The sequence below is a fragment of the Pseudomonas sp. MOIL14HWK12:I1 genome, assembly GCF_000510705.1.
GTDB lineage: Bacteria > Pseudomonadota > Gammaproteobacteria > Pseudomonadales > Pseudomonadaceae > Chryseomonas > Chryseomonas oryzihabitans.
The window spans coordinates 1249800-1274659 of record NZ_KI783307.1 but is presented as its reverse complement, the minus strand read 5'-3'; the positions used below and the strand labels follow the sequence as shown (position 1 = coordinate 1274659).

Below are 24860 nucleotides of genomic sequence, written 5' to 3'. Positions count from 1 at the left end.
ACCAAAGGCCCCGTTCATCATGAGAATTGACCAGCCCAACACCCTATTGATCATTTCCTCCGAACTGGATGTCGATGAGGTGGTCGCCAGACTCAGGGACACCTATGAGCTAGCGCGATGGACATTCGTCTACCTCCTGGAGGACCTGTTGGGCCAGGCTGGAGCGGAATTGATGCGGAGCGACACCTTCCTGGTCCGGGATTTCGCCGTCCATGGCGAAATTGACAGCGTCCTTGGTCGAATCGCCGACACCTACGCCATTACCGCAGTCCTTCCCAATGACGAATTCGCGGTGCACGTCGCGGCGTGGGCCAACGATCGCTGGGGCTTGCCAGGGCTTACGCTCGATATGGCTGTGCGGTTTCGCGACAAGAAGCGGATGAAACAGATCGCCCAGCTGTTCAATATACCCACCGCCAAGGAAGTCACCTTCGACGAGCTGAAAAGCGGCGCGGCGACCCTTCCGGTCATTCTGAAACCCCGATCGCTGGCGGGCGCCGTGGGGGTCAGGATCATCACCGATGCCCGCGAGCTCTCCGGCCTCCCCCGCGATACGGGTGACAGCTACCAGGACATGAGCGAACACCAGTACATCATCGAAACCTATAACAGCCAGCCTCTGTATCAACTCGATGCCATCGTTCTCGGCAAGCAACTGGCGTTCCTCAGTGCCGGTGAATACCTGGGGAAACCCATCGACTACCTTGCCGAGCAACCACTGGGGTATCTCTCAGTTCCCCAGGAGGATCTCGAGGCGCTCTGGCGTCCCTTCGCCGAACGAGTGATAGCTGCGTTCGATTGCCCTGACGGGGTCTATCACATCGAAGCCTTCGGCGACGCAGGCGCTGGTTTGGAATTGCTGGAAATCGCCTTCCGCCCGGGCGGCGGACATACGACCGAGATGATAGCGTTCGCTCATGGCCTGGACCTGCGCCTGCTTCACCTCGCCCTGCAACTCGGCCTCTGTGAATCCCTGCAGACCAGCCGCCGCTGCGAAGCCTGGGCCTATATGATGTTTCCGAAAAAGCACCTGTCCCGCGAAACGCTCCATGTCTCCCACCTGACGCTCGCAGCGATCGAAAGCCTTTCGACATTGAGCATGAAGACCCTACCGCGTCCGGGAGACATAGCGTCGGGCGCCTTTTTCTGCCACAAGGATGGCCTGGGTACTTTCGTATTCTGTGGGGAGCGGCGAAGAGTCGCTGAAGACGTCCAGTACGTTCTGGAACATTACCAGGTACATCTCGCTGTCAGAGGCAGCTAGCCCTTAGCAGCGCTCGCAATCCGCGCTCCTCTCACCGTTCTCGCCTGAGACCGTTCCCGTGGATTTGGCGACCTACCAGTCCCTTCGCAGGCGCCGGGAAACGGCGACCCGTAGCGTATACGTGCGTGAGTACAGGGTTGGTCTTACCAGGCTTCCAGCGCAACAAAAAGGCCCCGACGCCTTGCAGCGCCGGGGCCTCTTATCGCCAGGCAAAAGCCTAGGGATCAATCCTCGCGATAGCGACGCAGGCGCAGGGCCTTGCCGGCTACGCGGGTGTCCTTGAGCTTGGTCAGCAGACGCTCCAGGCCTTCTTCGGGCAGCTCCACCAGGCTGAAGGAGTCACGGATCTGGATGCGGCCGATGGCCTCGCGATCCATGCCGCCTTCGTTGATGATGGCACCCAGCAGGTTCTTGGCGGCGACGCCATCACGGGCGCCCAGGGCGGTGCGGCAGCGCACGCGGCCTTCCGGCAGCGGCTGCATCGGACGACGCTCGCCACGGTCCGGACGCTCACCACGCTCGGGACGATCGCCCCGCTCGCTGCGCTCGCCACGGGGACGATCGCCACGGCCGGCGCCGGGGGTGAGCGGCTGCTCGCGACGGACCGACTCGATGTCCAGGGCGCGGCCGCTGGTCAGCTTGGCCAGCAGGGCCGCGGCCAGGGTCGAGGGATCGCACTGCAGACGCTCGCACAGCTCCTGACGCAGGGCGCCATGGGTGGTGTCGGCATCGGCCAGCAGCGAACCCACGCCATCGGCCAGGCGGGAGATACGGGCTTCCAGCACGGCTTCGGCGTCGGGCAGGCGGATCTCGCCGACGCGCTGACCGGTGACGCGCTCGATGACCTGCAGCATGCGGCGCTCGCGCGGGGTGACCAGCAGCAGCGCGCGACCTTCACGACCGGCACGGCCGGTACGACCGATACGGTGCACGTAGGATTCCGGATCGTAGGGCATGTCCACGTTCAGGACGTGGGTGATGCGCGCCACGTCCAGGCCGCGAGCGGCGACGTCGGTGGCGACCACGATGTCCAGCGAACCATCCTTCAGCGACTCGATGGTCTTCTCGCGCTGGGCCTGGGGCATGTCGCCGTTCAGGGCGCTGACGCGATAGCCCTGGCGTTCCAGCAGCTCGGCCAGGTCCAGGGTCGCCTGCTTGGTGCGCACGAAGGCGATCAGGGCGTCGAAGTTCTCCACTTCCAGCAGGCGCAGCACCGAGGCCGGCTTCTGGTCGGCGTGGACCATCAGGTGCGCCTGCTCGATGCGGGCGACGGTCTGGGTCTTGGCCGCGATGCGGACGTGTTGCGGCTCCTTGAGGTGACGCTCGGCGATGGCGCGGATCGACGGCGGCAGGGTCGCCGAGAACAGCACGGTCTGGCGGGATTCCGGCATGGCTTCGAAGATGAATTCGAGGTCATCCATGAAGCCCAGCTTGAGCATCTCGTCGGCTTCGTCGAGCACCAGGTGCTGGACGGTGGCCAGCAGGTTGTCGTCGCGACGCAGGTGGTCGCACAGACGACCGGGGGTGGCGACCAGAACCTGGGCGCCCATGCGCAGGGACTTCAGCTGCGGGCCCATGGGCGCGCCGCCGTAGAGGGCCACGACCTTCACGCCGGGCATCTCGGTGGAATAGGTTTCGCAGGCGGTAGCCACCTGCAGGGCCAGTTCACGGGTGGGAACCAGCACCAGAATCTGGGGTTCGCGGCGGGACGGGTCGAGCTTGGAGAGCAGCGGCAGAGCGAAGGCTGCGGTCTTGCCGGTACCGGTCTGGGCCTGGCCGATCATGTCGTGGCCGGAGAGAATCACCGGGATGGACTGCGACTGGATGGGCGACGGCTCTTCGTAGCCGACGGCCTTGATGGCGGCGAGGATGGCGGGATTGAGATTGAGCGCAGCGAAACCGCTGGTGTCCTGGGTCATTGTCTTGCCTCGTGTGCTTCGCAAAGACCCCAAAGCCAAGAGCTGCGCTTATCCGAATGACCGAAGTCGCCCAGGCAGCCAAGGTGTGAGCTTTTTGCGAAATAGCGGATGAAAAAGGGGTGAAGCGTCTAGGATTGTTCGCCGTCGGGCGAACGCACGACCGGTGTGGCCATGGCGGCGGACCGGGAAAATGCAGTTCCTGAACGGAAGGTCAAAAAGACCGGGGCGAATGATACCCGAACCCTGGACATTTCTCCAGAGAACCTTGGTCTACTTTTGTGGTCAGGTTGCCGCACGCAGGTTGTCCAGATAGGCCTCCACATCGAACCCTATCCGCGGGGTCAACTCCCGGGCGCGCTGCCGCGTGCCCGCCTCGTCCAGCTCCTGCTCCAGACTGGCCGGCACCAGCAGGATGACATTGCCCTCGACCACCGGGCACTCCCAGTAATGATGGCGGAACAGGCCGCGCAGCAGTGCGGCGCCCAGGGGCTTGCCGTCGGTGGCGCTCCACTGGTTGATCATCAGCCAGCCGCCGGGGTTGAGCTTGGCCTGGCAGTTTTCCAGGAAGCGCCAGGCCAGATGGGCACTGGACGGACCGACATCGGTATAGAGATCGACAAAGATCAGATCGGCAGGCGCCGCGCTGTCGAGCAGGTCCAGGGCATCGCCGATGCGGATGGCCAGGCGCGGGTCCTCGTCGAGGCCCAGATGCTGGCGTGCCAGGCGCGGTACCGCGGGGCGCAGCTCCAGGGCTTCCACCGCCTCCAGGGGCAGCCACTTGAGGCAGGCCTGGGTCAGGGTGCCGGCGCCCAGGCCGAGAAAGAGCGCTCGCCGCGGCTGCGGGTGGCAGAGCGCGCCCAGCAGCATGGCGCGGTTGTAGTCGTATTCCAGCCAGGCGGGGTCCGCGGTGAAGACGCAGCTCTGTTCCACCTCCTCGCCAAACTCCAGGAAGCGATAAGGCCCCACCTCCACCACCCGGATCCGGCCATGGTCATCGACGACCTCTTCCAGCAACACTTCCGTCTCGACCATCACCACCCTCCTCTATAGCCGTCCATGGTAGCCGCGATGGGCACTGTCTATCGAGCCATGCCGCCGCTATCGGTTACCATGGACGGCTTCATCGCACCCTCAGAGAGAATCATGTCCGCGCCCTGGAGCCCCACCAGCTGGAGAGGCCTGCCCATCCAGCAACAGCCCGAATACCCCGACAAAGCCCGTCTCGCCGATGTCGAGCGCACCCTGGCCGGCTATCCGCCGCTGGTGTTCGCCGGCGAAGCCCGCGAATTGCGCCGGCAGTTCGCCGAGGTCACCCAGGGCCGGGCCTTCCTGCTACAGGGCGGCGATTGCGCGGAAAGCTTCTTCGAATTTTCCGCCGGCAAGATTCGCGACACCTTCAAGGTGCTCCTGCAGATGGCGGTGGTCATGACCTTCGCCGCCGGCTGCCCGGTGGTCAAGGTCGGCCGCATGGCCGGCCAGTTCGCCAAGCCGCGTTCCTCCGGCGACGAGGTCCAGGACGGCGTCTCCCTGCCAGCCTACCGTGGCGACATCGTCAACGGCATCGACTTCACCGAAGGCAGCCGCATCCCCGACCCGCAGCGCCTGATCCAGGCCTACAACCAGTCCACCGCGACCCTCAATCTGCTGCGCGCCTTCGCCCAGGGCGGTTTCGCCGACCTGCACCAGGTGCATCGCTGGAATCTGGACTTCATCGCCAACTCGGCCCTGGCCGACCGCTACCACCAGCTGGCGGACCGCATCGACGAGACCCTCGCCTTCATGCGCGCCTGTGGCCTGGACACCGCACCCCAGGTCAAGGAAACCAATTTCTTCACCGCCCACGAGGCGCTGCTGCTCAACTATGAGGAAGCCTTCGTCCGCCGCGACAGCCTGACCGGTGACTGGTACGACTGCTCGGCGCACATGCTCTGGATCGGTGACCGCACCCGCCAGCCCGACGGCGCCCACGTCGAATTCCTGCGCGGCGTGAACAACCCCATCGGCGTCAAGGTCGGTCCTTCCACCACCAGCGAAGACCTGATCCGCCTGATCGACACCCTCAATCCCGAGAACGATCCGGGTCGCCTCAACCTCATCGTGCGGATGGGCGTGGGCAAGGTCGGCGACCACCTGCCGCGCCTGATCCAGACCGTCGAGCGGGAGGGTCGCCAGGTGCTGTGGAGCTCCGACCCCATGCACGGCAACACCATCAAGGCGTCCACCGGCTACAAGACCCGGGATTTCGCCAGCGTGCTGGGCGAGGTCAAGGAATTCTTCGGCGTGCACCAGGCCGAGGGCACCTACGCGGGCGGCATCCACATCGAGATGACCGGCCAGAACGTCACCGAATGCATCGGTGGCGCCCGCCCGGTCACCGAAGACGCCCTGTCCGATCGCTACCACACCCATTGCGACCCGCGCCTGAATGCCGACCAGTCCCTGGAATTGGCCTTCATGATCGCCGAGACGCTCAAGGGCATTCGCCGCTAAGGCAGAGAGGGCGCGGCGCGCCCTAGTGCCGCGCCACCGCCTCGCGCAAGACGTCCGCCGGCCCGTGCAACTGCAGGTCGGCGAGACCGAGCCAGTCGGCCAGGGCACGCAACTGCCCCGCCAGGGCGTCCAGCCCCTCGTCATCCAGCCCCGCCGCCTCCAGATGCACGGCATGCACCGCCAGCCGTGACTGCGCCCGCTCAGCGCGCAGATCCACCCGCGCCGCCAGCCGCTCCCGGTAGAGAAAGGGCAGCACATAGTAGCCATAGACCCGCTTGGACGCCGGCGTGTAGATCTCCAGTCGATAGCGAAAGCCGAACAGCTGCTCGGTGCGCTCACGCTCCCAGACCAGCGAATCGAAGGGCGACAGCAACGCCGCGGCGCGCACGGGGCGCCCGTGACTGGGTGTCTCGGCGACATAGGCCGGCTTCGACCAGCCCTGCACCTGGAGGGACTGCAGACTGCCCTCCTCCAGCAATTCGGCGAGGCCCTGGCGGGCTTCGGCCGGACTGAGACGGAAATAGTCACGCAGCTGGACCTCGCTCGCCACGCCCAGGGCACGGGCGCTGCGAAGGAGCAAGGCGCGGCGGGCGGCTTCGGGCGCAACAGCCGGCGCCGCGAGGATCTCCGCCGGAAGCACCCGCTCGGGCAGGTCATAGAGGCGCTCGAAGCCGCGCCGCCCGGCCACCGTCACCTCACCGGCGGCGAACAGCCACTCCAGCGCCAGCTTGCCCGGACTCCAGTCCCACCAGGGACCGGCCTGCTCGACCCGCTTGGCCAGGCTGCCGGCGCCCAGGGCACCGCGCTGCACCACCGCCTCCAGGGTCTGGGCGACGACCTGCGGCTGTTCGACGGCGAAACGCGCCAGCTGCCGATAGATGCCGATGCCCTGGCGCGCCTGATCGCGCCGCCAGCGCAGCTCGGCCCAGACCTCGGCCGGCACCAGCGAAGCCTCGTGGGCCCAGCATTCATAGAGCTGGCGCTTGCGCCCCTGGCCCCAGGCCAGGGCATCGAAATCGGCGAAGGCATAGTGGCCGAGACGGCTGAACAGCGGCAGGTAATGGGAGCGCACCAGCGCATTGACCGAATCGATCTGCAGCACGTTCAGGCGTGCGGCCTGGCGATACAGGGCGGCGGGACCCGCGCCACCCTTGGGTTGATTACCGAAACCCTGGGCGCGCAAGGCCAGACGCCGGGCCTCGCGCAGGGAAAGGCTGTCCATCCGAGCTCCTGAAAGAGGAAGGGATCTTTCACCCTAGCAGGATCGGCGGCGGCGCTCCTCCGCGGGCTGCTGCCAGAACGGCTTGTCGGCCTCCTGCCAGGCATCGGCGCGACTCAGGCCGAGGTCGTGCAGCGCGTTTTCATCCAGCCGATAGAGCGCTCGGCGTTGGCGGGAAAGCTCTATCGCCCGCCGCAACCAGGCCCAGACCTGCCGCAGACGAGAGGTGACGCCCGCAACACCAGGGGAACGCCCGGACGAATCTCGGTGAGCTATGAGCTGAGCCATGGTGCATCTCCTTCTCCAGAGGGTATGGCTCAAGTCTGGAAGCCGGCTTAACATCAATCCAACGAATCTTTCTGATGCGATCCATTCACCGAGCTGATGCCATGAACTACCCCAGCATAGAGACCGATCTGCTGCGCACCTTTGTCGCCATCGCCGATCAGGGCGGCTTCACCCGCGCGGCCGAGGTGGTCAACCGCACCCAGTCGGCGGTGAGCATGCAGATGCGCAAGCTGGAAGAGGACGTGCTGCAGCGGCGACTGTTCGAGCGTGACGGCCGCCAGGTGCGTCTGACCGCGGAAGGCCAGGTCCTGCTGGGCTTCGCTCGGCGGATCCTCAAGCTGCATGGGGAGGTGATGACCACCCTGCGCGAGCCGCACATGGTGGGGACGGTGCGCATCGGCACCCCTGACGACTACGTCATGAGGTTCATTCCGGGCATCCTTGCGGGCTTCGCCAAGGCCTACCCGCTGGTGCAGGTGGATGTCCACTGCGAGCCCACCGCGGGTCTGCTGCAGCGCCAGGATCTGGATCTGACCATCGTTACCCGCGAACCGGGCAACGAGATCGGTCTGCCGTTGCGGCGGGAACGCTTCGTCTGGGCCGAGGCACCCGGGTTCGACATTCACCAGCGCGATCCGCTGCCGCTGGCGATGTTCAATACCTCCTGCTTTCTCAGCGAATGGGCCCGCCGCGCCCTGGACAATCGCGACCGTGGCTATCGCCTGGCCTACAGCAGCCCCAGCCTTGCCGCGCTGCTGGGCATCGTCAAGGCAGGCCTGGCGGTCACCGCGCAGCTGGAGAGCCTGCTGCCGAGCGAATTGCGCCGGCTGGGAGAAGCCGACGGCATGCCCGACCTGCCCTCCTGTTCCATCGAACTGCTGCGTAATCCACGCAGCGCCTCGCCGATCATCGACACCCTCGCCGAGCATATCGCCGACGGCTTTCGGCAGTAGTCAGCGCAGCGCCAGTAGCACCGCGCAGAGCAGCAGAAAACCGCAGAACAGCAGACGCAGCAGCCGTTCGGGCAACTGGTGGGCCAGCTTCACGCCCCAGCTGACGCTGAGCAGGCCGCCGATGGCCAGGGGAATGCCGACGCTCCAATCCACTTCGCCATGCCAGGCATAGCTGGCCAGGGTGACGCCCGTGGTGGGCAACGCCATGGCCAGGGACATGCCCTGGGCCGCGACCTGGGTCAGCCCCATCACGCCCGCCAGGATGGGCGTGGCGATCACCGCCCCGCCGACGCCGAACAGCCCACCGACCAGTCCCGCCACCAGCCCCAGCACGCCAAGGCCCAGACGGCTCGGCGTGGTCAGCGGTGGCTGGCCACGGCGATAGAGTTGCCAGAGGTTGTAGAGCACAAGGAGCAGCAGGAAGCCGACGAAGCCGTGGCGCATGGAGCGGGCGTCCAGGGAGACCGCCAGTGCCGTGCCCACCAGGGCCGAGACCATGCCCGCGCCCGCTAGCAAGGCGGCGCGCTGCCAATCAATGCGGTTGCGCTGGTTGTACTTGTAGACCGACAGCAGCACGTTGGGCACCACCATCACCAGAGCGGTGCCCTGGGCCAGTTGCTGGTCGAGGCCGAACAGCAGCGCCAGCACCGGAATGGCGATGAGGCCACCGCCGATGCCGAACAGCCCACCCACCACACCCAGCACCGCCCCGAGGACGACATCGATCAACAAGGTAAACAGCGATTCCACGGCAATTCTATCCAGCGGCGAACGGATTTGGAGAGACCGGCCAGGCCGGCCTGCGGCGAAAGCCCAGACAGCAAAAAGCCCGGCAAGCCGGGCTTTCTGGTCGAGACGCCTGGTTTAGACCTTGGCGCGCGACTTGTACTCGTTGGTACGGGTGTCGATCTCGATGTGGTCACCGATATCGCAGAACTCGGAGACCTTCAGCTCGTAGCCGTTGTTCAGGCGAGCGGTCTTCATGACCTTGCCCGAGGTGTCGCCGCGAACGGCCGGCTCGGTGTAGGCGATCTGGCGCACGATGGTGGTGGGCAGTTCGATGGAGATGACGCGGTCGTTGTAGAACACCGCTTCGCAGACGTCGGTCATGCCGTCTTCGATGAAGGCGATGGCTTCGCCCAGGTCGTCCTTCTCCACTTCGTACTGGTTGTAGTCGGCGTCGACGAAGACGTACAGGGGATCGGCGAAGTAGGAATAGGTTACTTCCTTGCGATCCAGAATCACCGGCTCGAGCTTGTCGTCGGCGCGGAAGACGGTCTCGGTCGCGCTGCCGGAGAGCAGGCTCTTCAGCTTCATCTTGACCACTGCAGCGTTACGGCCGGACTTGTTGTATTCAGCTTTCTGGATGACCCAGGGAGCGTTATCGATCATGGCCACTTGGCCGGCACGGAACTCTTGTGCGGTTTTCATGCGGTTATCCGTATGGATGGAAGAACGGGATTTCGAGGCGCCATATGATAGCCAATCTGTATGGAAATGCACCAGGCTGGCGGCAAGATCGCTGTGAGAAGCCATCCGATCGCTCCAGTCACGCGCCAGCAGACGCCAGTTTTCGACCTGCGTATCCAGCGCCGACCAGGCCGCAGCCAGGTCGCCACGACCGTTCCAGGCCAGCCACAGGGCACTGACCGCCGCGCCCAGTTCAGGAGTCCCGGACGCCACATAGCGCGCCAGGAAGGCCTCGAGCTTGACGAAGTGGGCGTCCTCTTCCTGCGGATAGATGTGCCAGACGAAGGGATGCGCCGCCCACTGCGCGCGGACGAAGGAGTCCTCGCCGCGGATGGCATTGAAGTCGCAGCACCACAGCAGGCGGTCGTATTGCTGCTGGGAGACGAAGGGCAGCACCTGCACCCGCAGCGCGCCACGGCCGTGGCTGTCGCCGGCCTTGAGCCAGTCGACGCCCAGCCAGGCGGCGACGTTGGCCAGCACCCGCCCCTCCGGCACCAGCAGGCAGGTCGGCCGGTTAGCGGCGCTCAGGGCATCGAGCCAGTCGATCAGCGCCGGATTCTCGTAGGCGAACAGCGAGAACAGGCGCTCGCCCGGCTGCCGGCGGACGCCCAACCCGGCAAGAAAATCGTCCCGCGTCGCGACCGCCTGCTGGAAGCCGTCCCGCTGCTCGAGCAGGTCGCGCTCGCGCAGCAAACCGCCGACCTTGGCGGTAAAGCCGGGAAAGAAGAAGTACTTGTTCAGCCCGGTGGGCTGCAGCGACGGCAGAGCATGACAGCCTTCGATCCACTCCTCGGCGCTCAGGTATTCCAGATTGAGCCAGAGCGGTCGCTCGGCGCGCCCCGCCATGGCGGTGATGAAGCCTTCCGGCAACTGGCAGGCGAAAGCTTCCACCACCACGTCGCCCGGCTCGGCCGGCGTCCAGTCGGCATGCCAGAGGCGTACCTCGACCCCGCGATGCCACTGCTGCTCGGCCGTGCTATCGACCCCCGGCTGGATCCGCGCCAGGGGATAGAGGTCGTCGATCCAGAGGCGGACCTGCTGTCCATGCTCGGCGACCAGCTGATGGGCCAGACGCCAGGTGATACCCGCGTCCCCATAGTTGTCCACCACAGTGCAGAAGATGTCCCAGGCTGCCATGCCATACCTCTAAGTCATTGATATCGAATCGTGTTTCGCTTCAGCCAGCGGGTGATGCGCGGCAGATTCCAGTGAACCCAGTCACACCGCGCCCCCAGGCGGGTCGGTAGTATCCGCGCTTTTTCGGACGGATTCTCCATGTCGTTGCGCCCCGCCCTGCTGTTCTGCCTGAGCCTGGCTTCCCTGAGCGCCCTGGCGACACCCCAGCCGCCCCGCACCTTCAGCGAAGCCAAGGTGGTCGCGACCAAGGTCTATGCCAAGCAGGGCGTGGACTTCTATTGCGGCTGCCACTACAGCGGCAAGACCGTGGATCTGAAGAGCTGCGGCTACGTCCCGCGCAAGAGCGCCCAGCGCGCCAGCCGCATCGAGTGGGAACACATCGTGCCAGCGTGGGTGATCGGTCACCAGCGTCAGTGCTGGCAGAAAGGCGGGCGTAAGAACTGCACGGCCAGCGATCCGGTGTACCAGAAGGCCGAGGCCGATCTCTTCAACCTGGTGCCGGTGGTCGGCGAGGTCAATGGCGATCGCAGCAACTTCGCCTTTGGCTGGCTGCCGCAGAAACCCAGCCAGTACGGCGCCTGCCAGATGGTGGTGGACTTCAAGGCCAAGACCGCCATGCCGCGTCCGGAGATCCGCGGCATGGTCGCCCGCACCTACTTCTACATGAGCGATCGCTACGGCCTGCGGCTGTCCAAGCAGGACAGCCAGCTCTACACCGCCTGGACCAAGCAGTACCCGCCCGAGGCCTGGGAGCGCCAGCGCAATCAGCGCCTGGCCTGCATCATGGGCCATGGCAATCCCTACGTGGGCCAGACCAAGGCCTGCAAGTAGCGCGACTCAGGCAGCGGTTGGAATACCGCTGTGGAATCTCAGCTCGCCATCGCTGGAGGTGATCAGCTCCACTTCCAGGGCGCGGACCTCGGCGATCTTGGCGTCGACGTCGTCGCGCTCGCCATAGAGGTAGGCGAGCTTGAGATAGTCCTGGAAATGCCGGGCTTCGGAGGCCAACAGGCCGCTGTAGAACTTGCCCAGCTCCGCGTCCAGATGGGGCGCCACCGCACCGAAGCGCTCGCAGGAGCGGCATTCGATGAAGGCACCGATCACCAGGCTGTCGGTCAGCTTCAGCGGCTCATGGTTGCGGCAGAGCTTGCGCAGGGCGCCGGCATAGCGTGCCGAGCTGACGTTGCGATGCTCGATGCCGCGGCGCTTCATGATCTGCAGCACCTGTTCGAAGTGGCGCAACTCTTCGCGGGCGATGCGCGACATCTTCCAGGACAGTTCGGCGCGATTGGAATAGGTGAACAGGTAGTGAAAGGCGGCGCCGGCGGCCTTCTTCTCGTTGTTGGCGTGGTCCTGCAGCAGCGTCGGCAGATCCTGCAGCGCGGCCTCGACCCAGGCATCCGGCGTACGGCAACCGAGGAATTCGTTCATCTCGGGCAAGGACATCAGCGTAATCCCGTGCAAAAGCCGCGCATTATAGAGAAAGGCGCGCGCCTGGGCAGCGCCGCTCGCCTGCTGACGCTCAGACGCGGCTGTCGACCCCTTCGAGCAGGAAGCGCGGGGCGATGTAGCGGTCGTAGTGGGCTTCGGAGAGCAGAAAGAATTCCCGGTCGATGGCGTCGCGCAATTCGGCCAGCGGGCGCTCGCGAAATTCCGGCAAGAGGCGCACCCCATAGGCGTCCAGCTGCTGGATATGGCGCGCACCCCGGGCCAGCAACTGATAGGCCCAGCAATACTCGGACTGATCCGGCCGGAAGCGGATGCTGCGCTGCTGCAACTGCTGGCGCAACAGCGCAGCATCGAAGACATCGACCTTGGCCGACACCACCTGCACCAGCAGCAGCTCCAGGCGCGCCCAGACGGCGCGACGCTCCTCTTCGCCGTAGAGATTCCAGTTCACCACCTCGTGGTGGAATCTCTTGCAACCACGGCAGACGTGGTCGCCGAACATCGTCGAGCACAGGCCGACGCAGGGCGTCTTGATGACAGGAGCGGGCATGGGCGGCAAGCCTTGGAGCAAAACGCCTAGTCTAGCCGGAAACGGCAACGACCGGCGCGGGTGGCCCGCGCCGGTCGTGCAGAACCTCAGGTCAAATCACACCGCGGCGACGCCGCGGCTCGGCAGCGGGCTGGCGCTGCGCCGGCTCAGGGCATAGAAGAACAGCCCGCCGAGGAAGCAGCCGGTGAACCAGGCGAAGTTGGCGATCGGCTTGAACCAGGGCACGAAGGTGAAGCACAACCCGATCAGGGCCGCGGCCACCAGCGCCTGGACCGCGACCCAGTTGACGCCACCGCTGTACCAGTAGGCACCCTGCGGGGAATCGTCGAACAGGGCATCGACGTCGATCCGGCCCTTGCGCAGCAGGTAGTAGTCCACCAGCAGGATGCCGAACAGCGGGCCGATGCAGGCGGCCAGGACATCCAGGGTGTAGTGGATCACCTCGGGGTTGTTGAACAGGTTCCAGGGGGTGATGAAGATCGACGCCACGGCCGCGATCATGCCGCCGGCGCGCCAGCTGATCTTGCTTGGCGCCACGTTGGCGAAGTCGAAGGCCGGCGAGACGAAGTTGGCGACGATGTTGATGCCGATGGTGGCGGTCACGAAGGTGAAGGCGCCCAGCAGCACCGCGGTGGTGTTGTCGATGCGGGCCACGGTGGCGATGGGGTCGTGGATCATCTCGCCGAATACCGGCAGGGTGCCGGATACGATCACCACGGTGACCAGGGAAAAGGCAAGGAAGTTGATCGGCAGGCCCCAGAAATTGCCGCGCCGGACATCCTGCATGGAGCGGCAGTAGCGACTGAAGTCACCGAAATTAAGCGTGGGCCCGGAGAAATAGGACACCACCAGAGCGATGGCGACGATCACCTGGCCAAAGGCCGCCCAGCCGGTCAGCTGCTTTTCCGCCAGGGTGAAGCTGATGTTGCTCCAGCCGGCGCGCCAGACGATCCAGGCGGCGAGCAGGAACATCACCGCATAGACGGCAGGGCCGGCCCAGTCGATGAAGCGGCGGATGGACTCCATGCCCGCCCAGAAGACGCAGGCCTGCAGGAACCAGAGGGTGAGGAAGCCGCCCCAGCCCATATAGGAAAGACCCAGGAAGCTGCTGTCGCCATAGACCGCCAGCGCGGGAAAGAAGCGCAGCACCACGATGACCAGGGCGCTGGAGGCCAGGTAGGTCTGGATGCCGTACCAGGCGACCGCGATCAGGCCACGGATCACCGCCGGAATGTTCGCGCCGAAGACGCCGAAGGCCAGCCGGCAGATGACCGGATAGGGAACGCCGGCCTGCTGGCTGGGCCGGGCGACCAGATTGGCGACCACCTGCACGATGCAGATCCCCACCAGCAGCGCGATCAGTACCTGCCAACTGGCCAGCCCCAGGGCGAACAGGCTGGCGGCGAAGACATAGCCGCCAACGCTGTGCACGTCGCTCATCCAGAAGGCAAAGATGTTGTACCAGCTCCATTTCTGCTCGACCGGGCCGAGGTCTTCGTTGTACAGGCGCGGGCTGTAGCCCGGGGGAATCTGCTGGTTCATTAATCGCCTCCTCCGTGGTGGCGGGCACCTGCATACGGCGCCCGCCTTGTTTTGTATACAATCCACCAGGCAGAGAACGTGCCAGCTACCGAAAAATGTCCTTAACCTCCTGGCTCGATAGAGAATTTTGAGGAAAAGAGGCTCTAACCCAGGCCTGCAGGCGTTACCGCAGATGCACTTCTCTGGGGCGTTTGGTGGCAGACAGGCGCTACCTTGGCGCACGAGGCGGAACGCATTCGCCCATCGTCGTCGCCCGAGACTTTGTATACAATTCAGGCAAATCGCCGGAGTCAGCCCATGAGTGCAGTACCCTCGCCGCTCGCCGTTGCCGCCTCGCCCCGGGACGAACGGATCTACCAGGACATTCTCGAAGCCATCGTCGAGCATCGTCTGACCCCGGGCACCCGGCTGCCGGAAGACACCCTGGCGGAAACCTTCGGCATCAGCCGCACCGGCATTCGCAAGGTGCTGCAGCGGTTGGCCCTAGAGCGGCTGGTGACCCTGCGCGCCAATCGCGGCGCCCAGGTCGCCCAACCCAGCGCCAAGGAGGCCCAGGACATCCTCGCTGCGCGCCAACTGATCGAACCGGCGCTGATGCCCCTGGTGGCCGCCCGCGGCGACAGCGCCCAGCTCACGCCCCTGCGGCAACTGTGCCTCGAAGAGCACGAAGCGCAGCATGGCGGCCGCCACAGCCTGGCGATCCAGTTGTCCGCGCGCTTTCACGTCGAACTCGCCGCCCTGGCCGACAATCAGGTGCTGACCGAACAGGTCGCCCAATTGGCCAGTCGCTCTTCGCTGCTGATCGCCATCTATGGCTCGCGGCACAGCCTGGGCTGCGATTGCGGTCAGCACGAAGACCTGCTGGACCTGCTCGCCCGCGGCGACGGCACGGCCGCCAGCGAGTGGATGGCGCAGCACCTGCGCCTCATCCGCGAATCCCTCCGGATCGACCGGCCCACGGCCGCCGAGCCCGATTTCCGCAGCATCTTCAAACGCAGCTGAGGCTCCCATGCAGATTCAGGTCATCAATCCCAACACCAGCGCCAGCATGACCGCCAAGATCGGTCGCGCGGCCCAGGCCATCGCCCGACCGGGCACCACCATTCTCGCCAGCAATCCGGACGCCGGTCCGGTGTCCATCGAAAGTCACTACGACGAGGCCGTGGCCGCGGTCGGGGTGATCGAAGAGATGCGCAAGGGCGTCGAGGCAGGCTGCGTGGCCCACGTCATCGCCTGCTTTGGCGATCCGGGCCTGCTGGCCGCGCGGGAAATGGCCCAGGGGCCGGTACTGGGCATCGCCGAGGCCGGCTTTCACCTGGCCAGCCTGCTGGCCACCCGCTTCGCGGTGGTGACCACCCTCACCCGCACGCGCATCATCGCCGAGCACCTGCTGCAGCGTTACGGCTTCGCCGAGCTGTGCACCTCGGTGCGCTGCATCGACCTGCCGGTGCTGGCCCTGGAAGCCGCCGACGACAGCCTGATCGAACTGATCGCCGCCGAGGGCCGCCGCGCCCGTGACGAGGAAGGCGCCGGCGCCATCGTGCTCGGCTGTGGCGGCATGGCCGATCTGCGCGAGGCCCTGAGCGAAGCCATCGGCATTCCGGTGATCGAAGGCGTCAGCGCCGCGGTCAAGCTGGCCGAATCCCTGGTCGACCTGGGCCTGGGCACCAGCAAACACGGTGACCTGGCCTACCCCATCGCCAAACCCTTCAGCGGACGCTTCGCGCACCTGGGCCGGTAGCAGCCTGCGGCCAAGGTCTAAACAGCCGACGCAGCGATGCGACAACGCGGCGCTTAACTTCGCTCGAGGCTTGGCGTAGAATTAGGCAGCCTTATAGGCGCAATGTCCGATACGAAGCTGTTTTCAAAGCGTCACGAGCAAAGTATCCGGCGATCCGGCAGCGGCGGCCTCATCAACCGCCCTGCTGCCGATCAGCTCTCCAGCAGCCGGCGTAAAACTTTGAAAACAGCTTCCAGCGGAATGCGTCCGGCGCGACGGCGGTCCTGCCCGCAGCCTCCCCCGTCTTACCCTGCCGGATACATTTCGGGGCGCCAGCCCCCGGACGCAATATTGGACCACTGATGAGGGTCAACCTGTGCTTGAAGCCTATCGTAAACACGTAGAAGAGCGTGCCGCCCAGGGCATCGTGCCCCAGCCGCTGAACGCCGAGCAAACGGCCGGTCTGGTCGAACTGCTGAAGAATCCCCCGGCCGGCGAAGAAGAATTCCTCGTCGACCTCGTTACCAACCGCGTGCCGCCGGGCGTCGACGAAGCCGCCTACGTCAAGGCCGGTTTCCTCTCCGCCATCGCCAAGGGCGAAGCCCAGTCCCCGCTGATCTCCAAGCAGCGCGCCACCGAGCTGCTGGGCACCATGCAGGGCGGCTACAACATCGCCACCCTGGTCGAGCTGCTGGACGACGCCGAACTGGGCGCCGTGGCCGCCGAACAACTCAAGCACACGCTGCTGATGTTCGACGCCTTCCACGACGTGGCCGAGAAGGCCAAGGCGGGCAATACCCACGCCAAGGCCGTCATGCAGTCCTGGGCCGAGGGCGAGTGGTACAAGAAGCGTCCGGAAATCGCCGAGAAGTACACCCTGACCGTGTTCAAGGTGCCGGGCGAAACCAACACCGACGACCTCTCTCCTGCGCCTGACGCCTGGTCGCGTCCGGACATCCCGCTGCACGCCCTGGCCATGCTGAAGATGGCTCGCGACGGCATCGTGCCCGAGCAACAAGGCAGCATCGGTCCGCTGAAGCAGATCGAGGAAGTGCGTGCCAAGGGCTTCCCGGTCGCCTATGTAGGTGATGTGGTCGGTACCGGTTCGTCCCGTAAGTCCGCCACCAACTCGGTGCTGTGGTTCTTTGGCGACGACATCCCCTACGTGCCCAACAAGCGCGCCGGTGGTTTCTGCTTCGGCTCCAAGATCGCCCCGATCTTCTACAACACCATGGAAGACGCCGGCGCCCTGCCGATCGAATTCGACGTGTCGGAACTGGAAATGGGCGACGTCATCGACGTCTATCCGAAAGCCGGCAAGGTCACCCGCCACGGCAGCGACGAGGTGCTCGCCACCTTCGAACTCAAGACCCCCGTGCTGCTGGACGAAGTCCGCGCCGGCGGCCGTATCCCGCTGATCGTCGGCCGTGGCCTGACTGAAAAAGCGCGTGCCGAACTGGGCATGGGCCCGTCCGACCTGTTCAACAAGCCGGACCAGCCGGCCGAAAGCAGCAAGGGCTACACCCTGGCACAGAAGATGGTCGGCAAGGCCTGTGGCGTCGCGGGCGTACGTCCCGGCACCTACTGCGAGCCGAAGATGACCACCGTCGGCTCCCAGGACACCACCGGTCCGATGACCCGTGACGAACTGAAGGACCTGGCCTGCCTGGGCTTCTCCGCGGACCTGGTGATGCAGTCCTTCTGCCACACCGCGGCCTATCCCAAGCCCATCGACGTCAAGACCCACCACACCCTGCCGGATTTCATCCGTACCCGTGGCGGCGTGTCCCTGCGTCCGGGCGACGGCATCATCCACAGCTGGCTGAACCGCATGCTGCTGCCCGACACCGTCGGCACCGGTGGCGATTCCCACACCCGCTTCCCGATCGGCATTTCCTTCCCGGCCGGTTCCGGCCTGGTGGCCTTCGCCGCGGCCACCGGCGTCATGCCGCTGGACATGCCGGAGTCGGTCCTGGTGCGCTTCAAGGGCAAGATGCAGCCCGGGATCACCCTGCGCGACCTGGTGCATGCCATCCCCTACTACGCCATCCAGAAGGGCCTGCTGACCGTCGAGAAGAAGGGCAAGAAGAACATCTTCTCCGGCCGCATCCTCGAGATCGAAGGCCTGGAAGACCTGACCGTGGAGCAGGCGTTCGAGCTGTCCGATGCCTCCGCCGAGCGTTCCGCCGCCGGTTGCACCATCAAGCTGTCGCCCGAGTCGATCACCGAGTACCTGCAGTCCAACATCACCCTGCTGCGCTGGATGATCGAGGAAGGCTACGGTGACCCGCGCACCCTGGAGCGCCGCGCGCGCGCCATGGAAGCCTGGATCGCCAACCCGGAACTGCTCGCCGCCGATGCCGACGCCGAATACAGCGAAGTCATCGAGATCGACCTGTCCGAGGTCAACGAGCCGGTGCTGTGCGCCCCGAACGATCCGGACGACGCCCGCCTTCTGTCCCAGGTGGCCGGCGACAAGATCGACGAGGTGTTCATCGGTTCCTGCATGACCAACATCGGTCACTTCCGCGCCGCCGGCAAGCTGCTGGACAAGGTCAAGGGTTCGATCCCGACCCGCCTGTGGCTGTCGCCGCCGACCAAGATGGACCAGCACCAGCTGACCGAGGAAGGCTACTACGGCATCTACGGCAAGGCCGGTGCGCGCATGGAAATGCCGGGCTGCTCGCTGTGCATGGGCAACCAGGCCCGCGTGGCCGCCAACGCCACCGTGGTCTCCACCTCCACCCGCAACTTCCCCAACCGTCTGGGCGACGGCGCCAACGTCTACCTGGCGTCGGCGGAGCTGGCAGCGGTGGCCTCGATCCTGGGCAAGCTGCCCACCGTCGAGGAGTACATGGAATACGCGAAGAGCATCGACAGCATGGCCGCGGACGTCTACCGCTACCTGAGCTTCGATCAGATCGCCGAATTCCGTGAAAGCGCGGAAAAGGCCCGCATCGCCGCCGTCGAAGTCTGACGTAGCGTTCGGTACTGAAAAACCGCCCCTCGGGGCGGTTTTTTTATGGGGATTTCGCCGTAGGGTCGACAACGCGAAGCTTGTCCACGTAGCCGTCGGGAGAGGCCTTGATGGCTGTCGGTGGAAAAGGCTGCGCCGTTTTCCACGCTACGCGGGCAGCGGCATAGGCGCTGGTCTTAAGCGCCTGTTAACCCGGGTGCCGTTACCTTCGGCGCTCCAGCACGCCTCGGGTACCTGCCATGAAACGTCTTGCGGTCATCATCCTGTCATTTTTCCTGCTCGCCCTCAGCCAGGTAAGCCTGGCGGCGGGTTGTATCAAGGGTGCCGTGGTCGGCGGGGTGGCCGGGCATGTCGCCGGTCACCATGCCATCGCCGGTGCGGTGGCCGGGTGCGTCATCGGCCACCATCTGGCGGCCAAGGCCAAGGAGGAGTCGCCGCACACCCATGGCTGAACGGCCGTCCGCCACCTACTACCGATTGCTTGGAGGTCATCCCGATGCCGCGCGCTCTGCTCGCCCTGCTGGTGTCTCTGGGTCTCTGGAGTGCCGCTACCCTGGCCGCGGAGCCGATCGCTACCCGCTCCCTGGCGGCGGCCTATGGCGGGCGCCTGAAGATCGGCGCCGCCATCGAACCCGATCAGCTCGCGGGCCCCGACGGGGCGCTGCTGGCGCAGCAATTCGGCAGCCTGGTGGCCGAGAACGCCATGAAGCCCTTGCGCATCCATCCGCAGGAAGACCGCTATGTCTTCGGGCCGGCCGATGCCATCGTCGCCTTCGCCGAGCAGCACGGCTTGGCGGTGCGCGGCCATACCCTGCTCTGGGGCAGCCACACCCCGGACTGGTTCTGGCGGGGTGCCGATGGGCAGCCGGCCACCCGGGAGCAGGTGCTGCAGCGCCTGCGAGCGCATATCGCCACGGTGGTCGGCCACTACCGCGGGCGAGTCTATGCCTGGGACGTGGTCAACGAGGCCATAGACCCCAACCAGCCCAGTTGCCTGCGTGACGATCGCTGGCTGCAGGTGGTCGGTCCGGACTATCTGGCCGAGGCCTTTCGCGCCGCCCATGCCGCCGATCCCCAGGCGCGCCTGTTCATCAACGAATTCAACACCCACGAGCCCGCCAAGCGCGACTGCCTGGCGCGGGTGGTCAAGGGCCTGCTGGCCGAGGGGGTGCCGGTGCAGGGCATCGGCCACCAGACCCATATCAGTATCTACTGGCCAGCGCTGGCGGCCATCGATCAGTCGCTCACCACCTTCGCCAAGCTGGGGATGGAAAACCAGATCACCGAGCTGGACATGAGTCTCTATCAGCACCACGACTACCACCCCGTACTCGGTCTGCCGCAGCGGCTGGACCTTCAGGCCGAACGCTATCGCGACTTCATGGCCATGGTCCTGAGGCACCCCGAGGTGAGCGCCGTGACCTGGTGGGGCGTGGCCGACGACCACAGCTATCTGAACAACCCGCCCGGCGTACCGGGAGACGACCAGCCGCTGCTATTCGACCGCCACCAACGGCCGAAACCAGCCTACTGGGCCGTCCTGCATCAGGCGCCCCACCCGTAGCCTGGCGGCTGGCAGGCTCTGGCATGCGGCTTGTCCACGGAAGATTTGCACGAGGCAGCGAACCCCCGGAGCGCCGCCAGGTCAATTGTTACAGGACATTACTTCGCACCCACGAGAGGTCGCCACCATGAAGCTCCTGCCTACCCTTGCCCTGTCTGCTCTGCTGCTCGGCGCCAGCCAAGCCACCTTCGCCGCCGGTTGCGTCAAGGGCGCCGTGGTCGGCGGCGCCGCGGGTCATGTCGCCGGTGGTCACGGCGTTGCCGGTGCCGCCGCGGGCTGCGCCATCGGGCACCACGAGGCCAACAAGAAGGCCAAGGAAGAACAGCAGGCCGCGCCCAAGCAATAGTCGCAAGGCCCCGTCAGCACTGGCGAGCGGGGCCGATTTAACGCTTTCTTTACGCCCCGCCACCGCTCCCCGCCTCGCTTCTTTACACCCCTCCTCCCGACAATTTCTCCACGCGGCAACGGCCGTCTCTGGAGAACTCGCGATGACCCCCTGGAATCTTCTGGCCCTGCTCCTGGCACTGGGTCTGTTCGTCTATCTGCTGGCGGCGCTGTTGCGCGCCGGCCGGTCCTAGGGAGGCGGCATGGACAGCCAAGCCGCGTTCCTGATCCTGGCCTTCCTGGCCCTGACCTTTCTTCCCGCGCCCTTCCTGGGGCGCTACTTCTACCGCGCGCTGGAAGGCGAGCGGACCTGGCTGACCTTTGTCGGCGGGCCCCTGGAGCGCCTGACCCTCAAGGTGGTGGGCACCGATGGCCGTGGCCAGGACTGGCGCACCTATGCCATTGCCCTGGTGCTGTTCAACCTGCTGGGGATCATCCTGCTGTTCGCCATCCTGCTGCTGCAGGGCGAACTGCCGCTCAATCCGCAGCACCTGCCCGGCTTGGAATGGACCCTGGCGCTGAACACCGCCATCAGCTTCGTCACCAACACCAACTGGCAGGCCTACAGCGGCGAAGCCTCGCTGAGCTACTTCAGCCAGATGGTCGGCCTGGGCGTGCAGAACTTCGTCAGCGCCGCGGTGGGCGTCGCCGTGCTGGCCGCCCTGGCCCGCGGCATCACCCGCCGCAGCGCCCAGGAGATCGGCAATTTCTGGGTCGATCTGTTTCGCGCCACCTTCTATGTGCTGCTGCCGCTGTGCGTGCCCCTGGCGCTGCTGCTGATCTGGCAGGGCGTGCCCCAGACCTTCGCCGCCTATGTCGATGCCACCACCCTGCAGGGCGCCAGCCAGACCCTGCCGCTGGGCCCGGCGGCCAGCCAGATCGCGATCAAGCAGCTGGGTACCAACGGCGGCGGCTTCTTTGGCGTCAACTCGGCGCACCCCTTCGAGAACCCCACGGCGCTGAGCGATCTGCTGGAGCTGTCCGCCATCCTGATGATTCCGGCCGCGCTGGTGTTCAGCTTTGGCCACTACGTCAAGGATCGGCGACAGAGCTGGGCGATCTTCGCCGCCATGTTCGGCCTGCTGGTGGTCGGCGGCGCCGTGGCCATCGGCGCCCAGAATCACGCCAACCCCGCGCTGGCCGGTTTGTCGATCACCCAGGGGGCGTCCCTGGAAGGCCTGGAGACCCGCTTCGGCGGTACCGCCTCGGCGCTCTGGGCGACGGTGACCACCGCCGCGTCCAACGGCTCGGTGAACGCCATGCATGACAGCCTGGCACCCCTGACCGGCCTGATCGCCCTGTTCAACATGATGCTCGGCGAGGTGATCTTCGGCGGCGTCGGCGCCGGCCTCTACGGCATGTTGCTCAATGTGCTGATCGCCGTCTTCATCGCCGGCCTGATGGTGGGTCGTACCCCGGAATACCTGGGCAAGAAGCTGGAAGCCCCCGAGGTACGGCTGCTGGTGGCGACCCTGCTGGTCATGCCGCTGGGCGTACTGGTGCTGGGCGCCATCGCCGCCAGCGTTCCGGCCGGCGTGGCCGGGATCGGCGCGACGGGCCCCCATGGCTTCAGCCAGCTGCTCTATGCCTACACCTCGGCCACGGCCAACAACGGCTCGGCCTTTGGCGGCTTCAGCGCCAACACCCCCTTCCACAACCTGATGCTGAGCCTGGCCCTGCTGATCGGTCGCTTCGGCTACATCGTGCCGATCCTGGCCATCGCCGGCAGCCTGGCCGCCAAGCGACCCGTGCCGCTCGGCCCCAACAGCTTTCCCACCCACGGCCCGCTGTTCGTCACCCTGCTGGTGATCACCCTGCTGCTGGTGGGCGGCCTGACTTTCCTGCCGACGCTCGCCCTGGGGCCGATCGCCGACCATCTGCAACTGTTCGGAGTCCGCTGAAATGGATGCCCAGACCCACACCCTGCCCACTCCTACCCCCGGCACCCTGTGGCGCCAGGCGCTGCGGCAGGCCTTCGTCAAGCTCGACCCGCGCCAGCAGATCCGCTCGCCGGTAATGTTCGTGGTCGAGATCACCGCGCTGTTTTCCACGCTGCTGTGCCTGGCGCCGGACAATGGCGTGAGTACCGGGGTGGCGGTGCAGATCACCCTCTGGCTGTGGTTCACCCTGCTGTTCGCCAACTTCGCCGAAGCCCTCGCCGAGGGGCGTGGCAAGGCGCGTGCCGACAGCCTCAAGGGCATCGGCCAGAATCTCGCCGCCCGTTTGGAGGAAAACGGCGAGCACCGGATGGTGCCGGCCAGCTCGCTGCGCAAGGGCCAGATCGTGCGGGTGGAAGCCGGCGAACTGATCCCCGGTGACGGCGAGATCATCGAAGGCGTGGCCGCGGTCAACGAGGCGGCCATCACCGGGGAATCGGCCCCGGTGATCCGCGAATCCGGTGGCGATCGCTCGGCGGTCACCGGCAACACGCGGGTGGTGTCGGACTGGATCCGGGTGCGCATCACCGCCAACCCCGGCGAGTCGACCCTGGACCGCATGATCGCCCTGGTGGAAGGCGCCAAGCGGCAGAAGACCCCCAACGAGGTCGCCCTGGACATCCTGCTGATCGGCCTGACGCTGATCTTCCTGCTGGTGGTGGTGACCCTGCAGCCCTTCGCCGCCCTGGCGGGTGGCGAGCTGCCGCTGCTGTTCCTGGTGGCACTGCTGGTGACCTTGATCCCCACCACCATCGGCGGCCTGCTCTCGGCCATCGGTATCGCCGGCATGGATCGCCTGGTCCGACTGAACGTGATCGCCACCTCGGGGCGCGCCGTGGAAGCCGCCGGTGACGTCCATACCCTGCTACTGGACAAGACCGGCACCATCACCTTCGGCAACCGCCGTTGCAGCGCCCTGTACGCCACCCCCGGTATCACGCCCAAGGGCCTGGCCGAGGGAGCCCTCTATGCCTCGCTGGCCGACGAGACCCCGGAAGGCCGCTCGATAGTGGAGTACCTGCGTAACCTGCATCCGCTGGAAGAGCCGCCGCGCGCCCAGGTTACCCCCATTCCCTTCAGCGCCGAGACGCGCCTGTCGGGCATCGACTGGCAGGGCCACGAGTATCGCAAGGGTGCGGTGGACGCCGTGCTGATGTTTCTCGGCCAGACCCGCGCCGACCTGCCGGAGGTATTGGCCCGGGAGATCGAGACCATCGCCAAGAGTGGCGGCACCCCGCTGCTGGTCTGCGGCGAAGGCCGCCTGCTGGGCGCCATCCATCTCAAGGACGTGGTCAAGCCGGGCATCCGCGAGCGCTTCGCCGAGCTGCGTACCCTGGGCATCCGCACCGTGATGGTGACCGGCGACAACCCCCTGACCGCCACCGCCATCGCCGCCGAGGCCGGGGTGGACGACGTCATCGCCGAAGCCACGCCGGAAAAGAAGCTGGAGCGCATCCGCAGCGAACAGGCCGAGGGCAAGCTGGTGGCCATGTGCGGTGACGGCGCCAACGACGCCCCGGCGCTGGCCCAGGCCGATGTCGGCATGGCGATGAACGACGGCACCCAGGCCGCCCGCGAGGCCGCCAACCTGGTGGACCTGGATTCCGACCCCACCAAGCTGCTCGACGTGGTGCAGGTGGGCAAGGAGTTGCTGGTGACCCGCGGCGCCCTGACCACCTTTTCGGTGGCCAACGACGTGGCCAAGTACTTCGCCATCCTGCCCGCGCTGTTCGCCGGCATCTATCCGCAGCTGAACGTGCTCAACGTAATGCACCTGGCCAGTCCGCAGAGCGCCATCCTGTCGGCCATCGTGTTCAACGCCCTGATCATCGTCGCGCTGATTCCCCTGGCGCTGCGCGGAGTGCGGGTCAAGGCCGCCAGCGCCGCCGCCCTGTTGCGCCGCAACCTGCTGATCTATGGGCTGGGCGGCATCGTCGTGCCCTTCGTCGGCATCAAAGCTATCGACCTGGCGCTCGGCGCCCTGGGTCTGGTCTGAG

The 24860-nt window shown here is 66.0% G+C and carries 22 protein-coding genes and 1 pseudogene; 13 read left to right on the top strand and 10 right to left on the bottom strand.

Features of this window, described 5'->3' with window-relative positions:
* The first annotated feature begins 19 nt into the window (after positions 1–19).
* Complete coding sequence (locus PSEK12I1_RS0115885) at positions 20–1264, top strand: acetyl-CoA carboxylase biotin carboxylase subunit family protein (RefSeq protein ID WP_027602195.1); 1245 nt, start codon at positions 20–22, stop codon at positions 1262–1264.
* A 224-nt stretch (positions 1265–1488) separates the two neighbouring features.
* Here PSEK12I1_RS0115885 and PSEK12I1_RS0115880 read toward each other — a convergent pair whose 3' ends face one another.
* Positions 1489–3183 carry a DEAD/DEAH box helicase gene (locus tag PSEK12I1_RS0115880; RefSeq protein WP_027602194.1) on the bottom strand — a complete coding sequence of 565 codons (1695 nt, stop codon included), beginning with the start codon at positions 3181–3183 and terminating at the stop codon, positions 1489–1491.
* A 282-nt stretch (positions 3184–3465) separates the two neighbouring features.
* Positions 3466–4215, bottom strand: coding sequence for a spermidine synthase (locus PSEK12I1_RS0115875; protein WP_027602193.1), 750 nt, complete (start codon positions 4213–4215; stop codon positions 3466–3468).
* Between the two features lie 111 nt (positions 4216–4326).
* Between PSEK12I1_RS0115875 and PSEK12I1_RS0115870 the strand changes: the two genes are divergently transcribed.
* Entirely contained in the window at positions 4327–5673 is a 1347-nt protein-coding gene (locus PSEK12I1_RS0115870) for a class II 3-deoxy-7-phosphoheptulonate synthase (protein ID WP_007158492.1), read from the top strand.
* A gap of 22 nt (positions 5674–5695) precedes the next feature.
* Here the strand turns inward: PSEK12I1_RS0115870 and PSEK12I1_RS0115865 are convergent, their stop codons facing one another.
* Positions 5696–6895: a winged helix-turn-helix domain-containing protein gene (locus tag PSEK12I1_RS0115865; protein ID WP_027602192.1), complete on the bottom strand. Its 1200-nt coding sequence runs from the start codon at positions 6893–6895 to the stop codon at positions 5696–5698.
* Positions 6896–6928: 33 nt separating this feature from the next.
* A complete protein-coding gene (locus PSEK12I1_RS0115860; protein WP_027602191.1) occupies positions 6929–7180 on the bottom strand; it encodes a DUF1127 domain-containing protein in 252 nt (83 codons plus the stop codon).
* Between the two features lie 101 nt (positions 7181–7281).
* On the opposite strand from PSEK12I1_RS0115860, the gene PSEK12I1_RS0115855 reads away from it, so the two are divergent.
* Positions 7282–8133 (top strand): LysR substrate-binding domain-containing protein, encoded by an 852-nt coding sequence (locus tag PSEK12I1_RS0115855; protein WP_027602190.1) that lies wholly within the window; start codon positions 7282–7284, stop codon positions 8131–8133.
* Here the strand turns inward: PSEK12I1_RS0115855 and PSEK12I1_RS0115850 are convergent, their stop codons facing one another.
* The 3 genes and pseudogenes from PSEK12I1_RS0115850 to earP all read right to left on the bottom strand — a co-directional run.
* Complete coding sequence (locus PSEK12I1_RS0115850; RefSeq protein WP_027602189.1) at positions 8134–8874, bottom strand: sulfite exporter TauE/SafE family protein; 741 nt, start codon at positions 8872–8874, stop codon at positions 8134–8136.
* 123 nt (positions 8875–8997) lie between these two features.
* Positions 8998–9564 carry an elongation factor P gene (gene efp / locus PSEK12I1_RS24810; RefSeq protein ID WP_007158497.1) on the bottom strand — a complete coding sequence of 189 codons (567 nt, stop codon included), beginning with the start codon at positions 9562–9564 and terminating at the stop codon, positions 8998–9000.
* A gap of 48 nt (positions 9565–9612) precedes the next feature.
* Positions 9613–10740: pseudogene (gene earP / locus PSEK12I1_RS23855) on the bottom strand (elongation factor P maturation arginine rhamnosyltransferase EarP); the annotation flags it as partial.
* 138 nt (positions 10741–10878) lie between these two features.
* Between earP and PSEK12I1_RS0115840 the strand changes: the two are divergent.
* Positions 10879–11571 (top strand): endonuclease, encoded by a 693-nt coding sequence (locus PSEK12I1_RS0115840; protein ID WP_007158498.1) that lies wholly within the window; start codon positions 10879–10881, stop codon positions 11569–11571.
* A 6-nt stretch (positions 11572–11577) separates the two neighbouring features.
* Here PSEK12I1_RS0115840 and PSEK12I1_RS0115835 read toward each other — a convergent pair whose 3' ends face one another.
* From PSEK12I1_RS0115835 to PSEK12I1_RS0115825, 3 genes are all read right to left on the bottom strand, one after another.
* Complete coding sequence (locus PSEK12I1_RS0115835) at positions 11578–12189, bottom strand: tRNA-(ms[2]io[6]A)-hydroxylase (protein WP_169886934.1); 612 nt, start codon at positions 12187–12189, stop codon at positions 11578–11580.
* A 73-nt stretch (positions 12190–12262) separates the two neighbouring features.
* The gene (locus PSEK12I1_RS0115830; RefSeq protein ID WP_027602188.1) at positions 12263–12739 is read right to left on the bottom strand and encodes a DUF1289 domain-containing protein; all 477 of its coding nucleotides are present in this window, start codon (positions 12737–12739) and stop codon (positions 12263–12265) included.
* Positions 12740–12835: 96 nt separating this feature from the next.
* A complete protein-coding gene (locus tag PSEK12I1_RS0115825; RefSeq protein WP_027602187.1) occupies positions 12836–14281 on the bottom strand; it encodes an NCS1 family nucleobase:cation symporter-1 in 1446 nt (481 codons plus the stop codon).
* Positions 14282–14578: 297 nt separating this feature from the next.
* On the opposite strand from PSEK12I1_RS0115825, the gene PSEK12I1_RS0115820 reads away from it, so the two are divergent.
* The 9 genes from PSEK12I1_RS0115820 to kdpB all read left to right on the top strand — a co-directional run bounded on the left by PSEK12I1_RS0115820 (position 14579) and on the right by kdpB (position 24859).
* Positions 14579–15283, top strand: a complete 705-nt coding sequence (locus PSEK12I1_RS0115820; protein ID WP_027602186.1) for a GntR family transcriptional regulator — start codon at positions 14579–14581, stop codon at positions 15281–15283.
* A 7-nt stretch (positions 15284–15290) separates the two neighbouring features.
* On the top strand, positions 15291–16022 hold the full coding sequence (locus PSEK12I1_RS0115815; RefSeq protein ID WP_027602185.1) for an aspartate/glutamate racemase family protein: 732 nt from the start codon (positions 15291–15293) through the stop codon (positions 16020–16022).
* A 355-nt stretch (positions 16023–16377) separates the two neighbouring features.
* Entirely contained in the window at positions 16378–18978 is a 2601-nt protein-coding gene (acnB, locus tag PSEK12I1_RS0115810) for a bifunctional aconitate hydratase 2/2-methylisocitrate dehydratase (RefSeq protein WP_027602184.1), read from the top strand.
* Positions 18979–19217: 239 nt separating this feature from the next.
* Positions 19218–19430: a hypothetical protein gene (locus PSEK12I1_RS0115805; RefSeq protein ID WP_027602183.1), complete on the top strand. Its 213-nt coding sequence runs from the start codon at positions 19218–19220 to the stop codon at positions 19428–19430.
* A 44-nt stretch (positions 19431–19474) separates the two neighbouring features.
* Positions 19475–20542, top strand: coding sequence for an endo-1,4-beta-xylanase (locus PSEK12I1_RS0115800; protein WP_027602182.1), 1068 nt, complete (start codon positions 19475–19477; stop codon positions 20540–20542).
* 127 nt (positions 20543–20669) lie between these two features.
* Positions 20670–20888, top strand: a complete 219-nt coding sequence (locus tag PSEK12I1_RS0115795) for a hypothetical protein (protein ID WP_027602181.1) — start codon at positions 20670–20672, stop codon at positions 20886–20888.
* Between the two features lie 142 nt (positions 20889–21030).
* Positions 21031–21120, top strand: a complete 90-nt coding sequence (locus tag PSEK12I1_RS24620; RefSeq protein WP_017640468.1) for a potassium-transporting ATPase subunit F — start codon at positions 21031–21033, stop codon at positions 21118–21120.
* Positions 21121–21129: 9 nt separating this feature from the next.
* On the top strand, positions 21130–22827 hold the full coding sequence (kdpA, locus tag PSEK12I1_RS0115785; RefSeq protein WP_027602180.1) for a potassium-transporting ATPase subunit KdpA: 1698 nt from the start codon (positions 21130–21132) through the stop codon (positions 22825–22827).
* A 1-nt stretch (position 22828) separates the two neighbouring features.
* On the top strand, positions 22829–24859 hold the full coding sequence (gene kdpB, locus PSEK12I1_RS0115780) for a potassium-transporting ATPase subunit KdpB (RefSeq protein WP_037007019.1): 2031 nt from the start codon (positions 22829–22831) through the stop codon (positions 24857–24859).
* The last annotated feature ends 1 nt before the right edge of the window (position 24860 follow it).

Coding starts and splice junctions, on each gene's coding strand:
- PSEK12I1_RS0115885 (WP_027602195.1), top strand. CDS start 20: ATGAGAATTGACCAGCCCAACACCCTATTGATCATTTCCTCCGAACTG.
- PSEK12I1_RS0115880 (WP_027602194.1), bottom strand. CDS start 3,183: ATGACCCAGGACACCAGCGGTTTCGCTGCGCTCAATCTCAATCCCGCC.
- PSEK12I1_RS0115875 (WP_027602193.1), bottom strand. CDS start 4,215: ATGGTCGAGACGGAAGTGTTGCTGGAAGAGGTCGTCGATGACCATGGC.
- PSEK12I1_RS0115870 (WP_007158492.1), top strand. CDS start 4,327: ATGTCCGCGCCCTGGAGCCCCACCAGCTGGAGAGGCCTGCCCATCCAG.
- PSEK12I1_RS0115865 (WP_027602192.1), bottom strand. CDS start 6,895: ATGGACAGCCTTTCCCTGCGCGAGGCCCGGCGTCTGGCCTTGCGCGCC.
- PSEK12I1_RS0115860 (WP_027602191.1), bottom strand. CDS start 7,180: ATGGCTCAGCTCATAGCTCACCGAGATTCGTCCGGGCGTTCCCCTGGT.
- PSEK12I1_RS0115855 (WP_027602190.1), top strand. CDS start 7,282: ATGAACTACCCCAGCATAGAGACCGATCTGCTGCGCACCTTTGTCGCC.
- efp (WP_007158497.1), bottom strand. CDS start 9,564: ATGAAAACCGCACAAGAGTTCCGTGCCGGCCAAGTGGCCATGATCGAT.
- PSEK12I1_RS0115840 (WP_007158498.1), top strand. CDS start 10,879: ATGTCGTTGCGCCCCGCCCTGCTGTTCTGCCTGAGCCTGGCTTCCCTG.
- PSEK12I1_RS0115830 (WP_027602188.1), bottom strand. CDS start 12,739: ATGCCCGCTCCTGTCATCAAGACGCCCTGCGTCGGCCTGTGCTCGACG.
- PSEK12I1_RS0115825 (WP_027602187.1), bottom strand. CDS start 14,281: ATGAACCAGCAGATTCCCCCGGGCTACAGCCCGCGCCTGTACAACGAA.
- PSEK12I1_RS0115820 (WP_027602186.1), top strand. CDS start 14,579: ATGAGTGCAGTACCCTCGCCGCTCGCCGTTGCCGCCTCGCCCCGGGAC.
- PSEK12I1_RS0115815 (WP_027602185.1), top strand. CDS start 15,291: ATGCAGATTCAGGTCATCAATCCCAACACCAGCGCCAGCATGACCGCC.
- PSEK12I1_RS0115805 (WP_027602183.1), top strand. CDS start 19,218: ATGAAACGTCTTGCGGTCATCATCCTGTCATTTTTCCTGCTCGCCCTC.
- PSEK12I1_RS0115800 (WP_027602182.1), top strand. CDS start 19,475: ATGCCGCGCGCTCTGCTCGCCCTGCTGGTGTCTCTGGGTCTCTGGAGT.
- PSEK12I1_RS0115795 (WP_027602181.1), top strand. CDS start 20,670: ATGAAGCTCCTGCCTACCCTTGCCCTGTCTGCTCTGCTGCTCGGCGCC.
- PSEK12I1_RS24620 (WP_017640468.1), top strand. CDS start 21,031: ATGACCCCCTGGAATCTTCTGGCCCTGCTCCTGGCACTGGGTCTGTTC.
- kdpA (WP_027602180.1), top strand. CDS start 21,130: ATGGACAGCCAAGCCGCGTTCCTGATCCTGGCCTTCCTGGCCCTGACC.
- kdpB (WP_037007019.1), top strand. CDS start 22,829: ATGGATGCCCAGACCCACACCCTGCCCACTCCTACCCCCGGCACCCTG.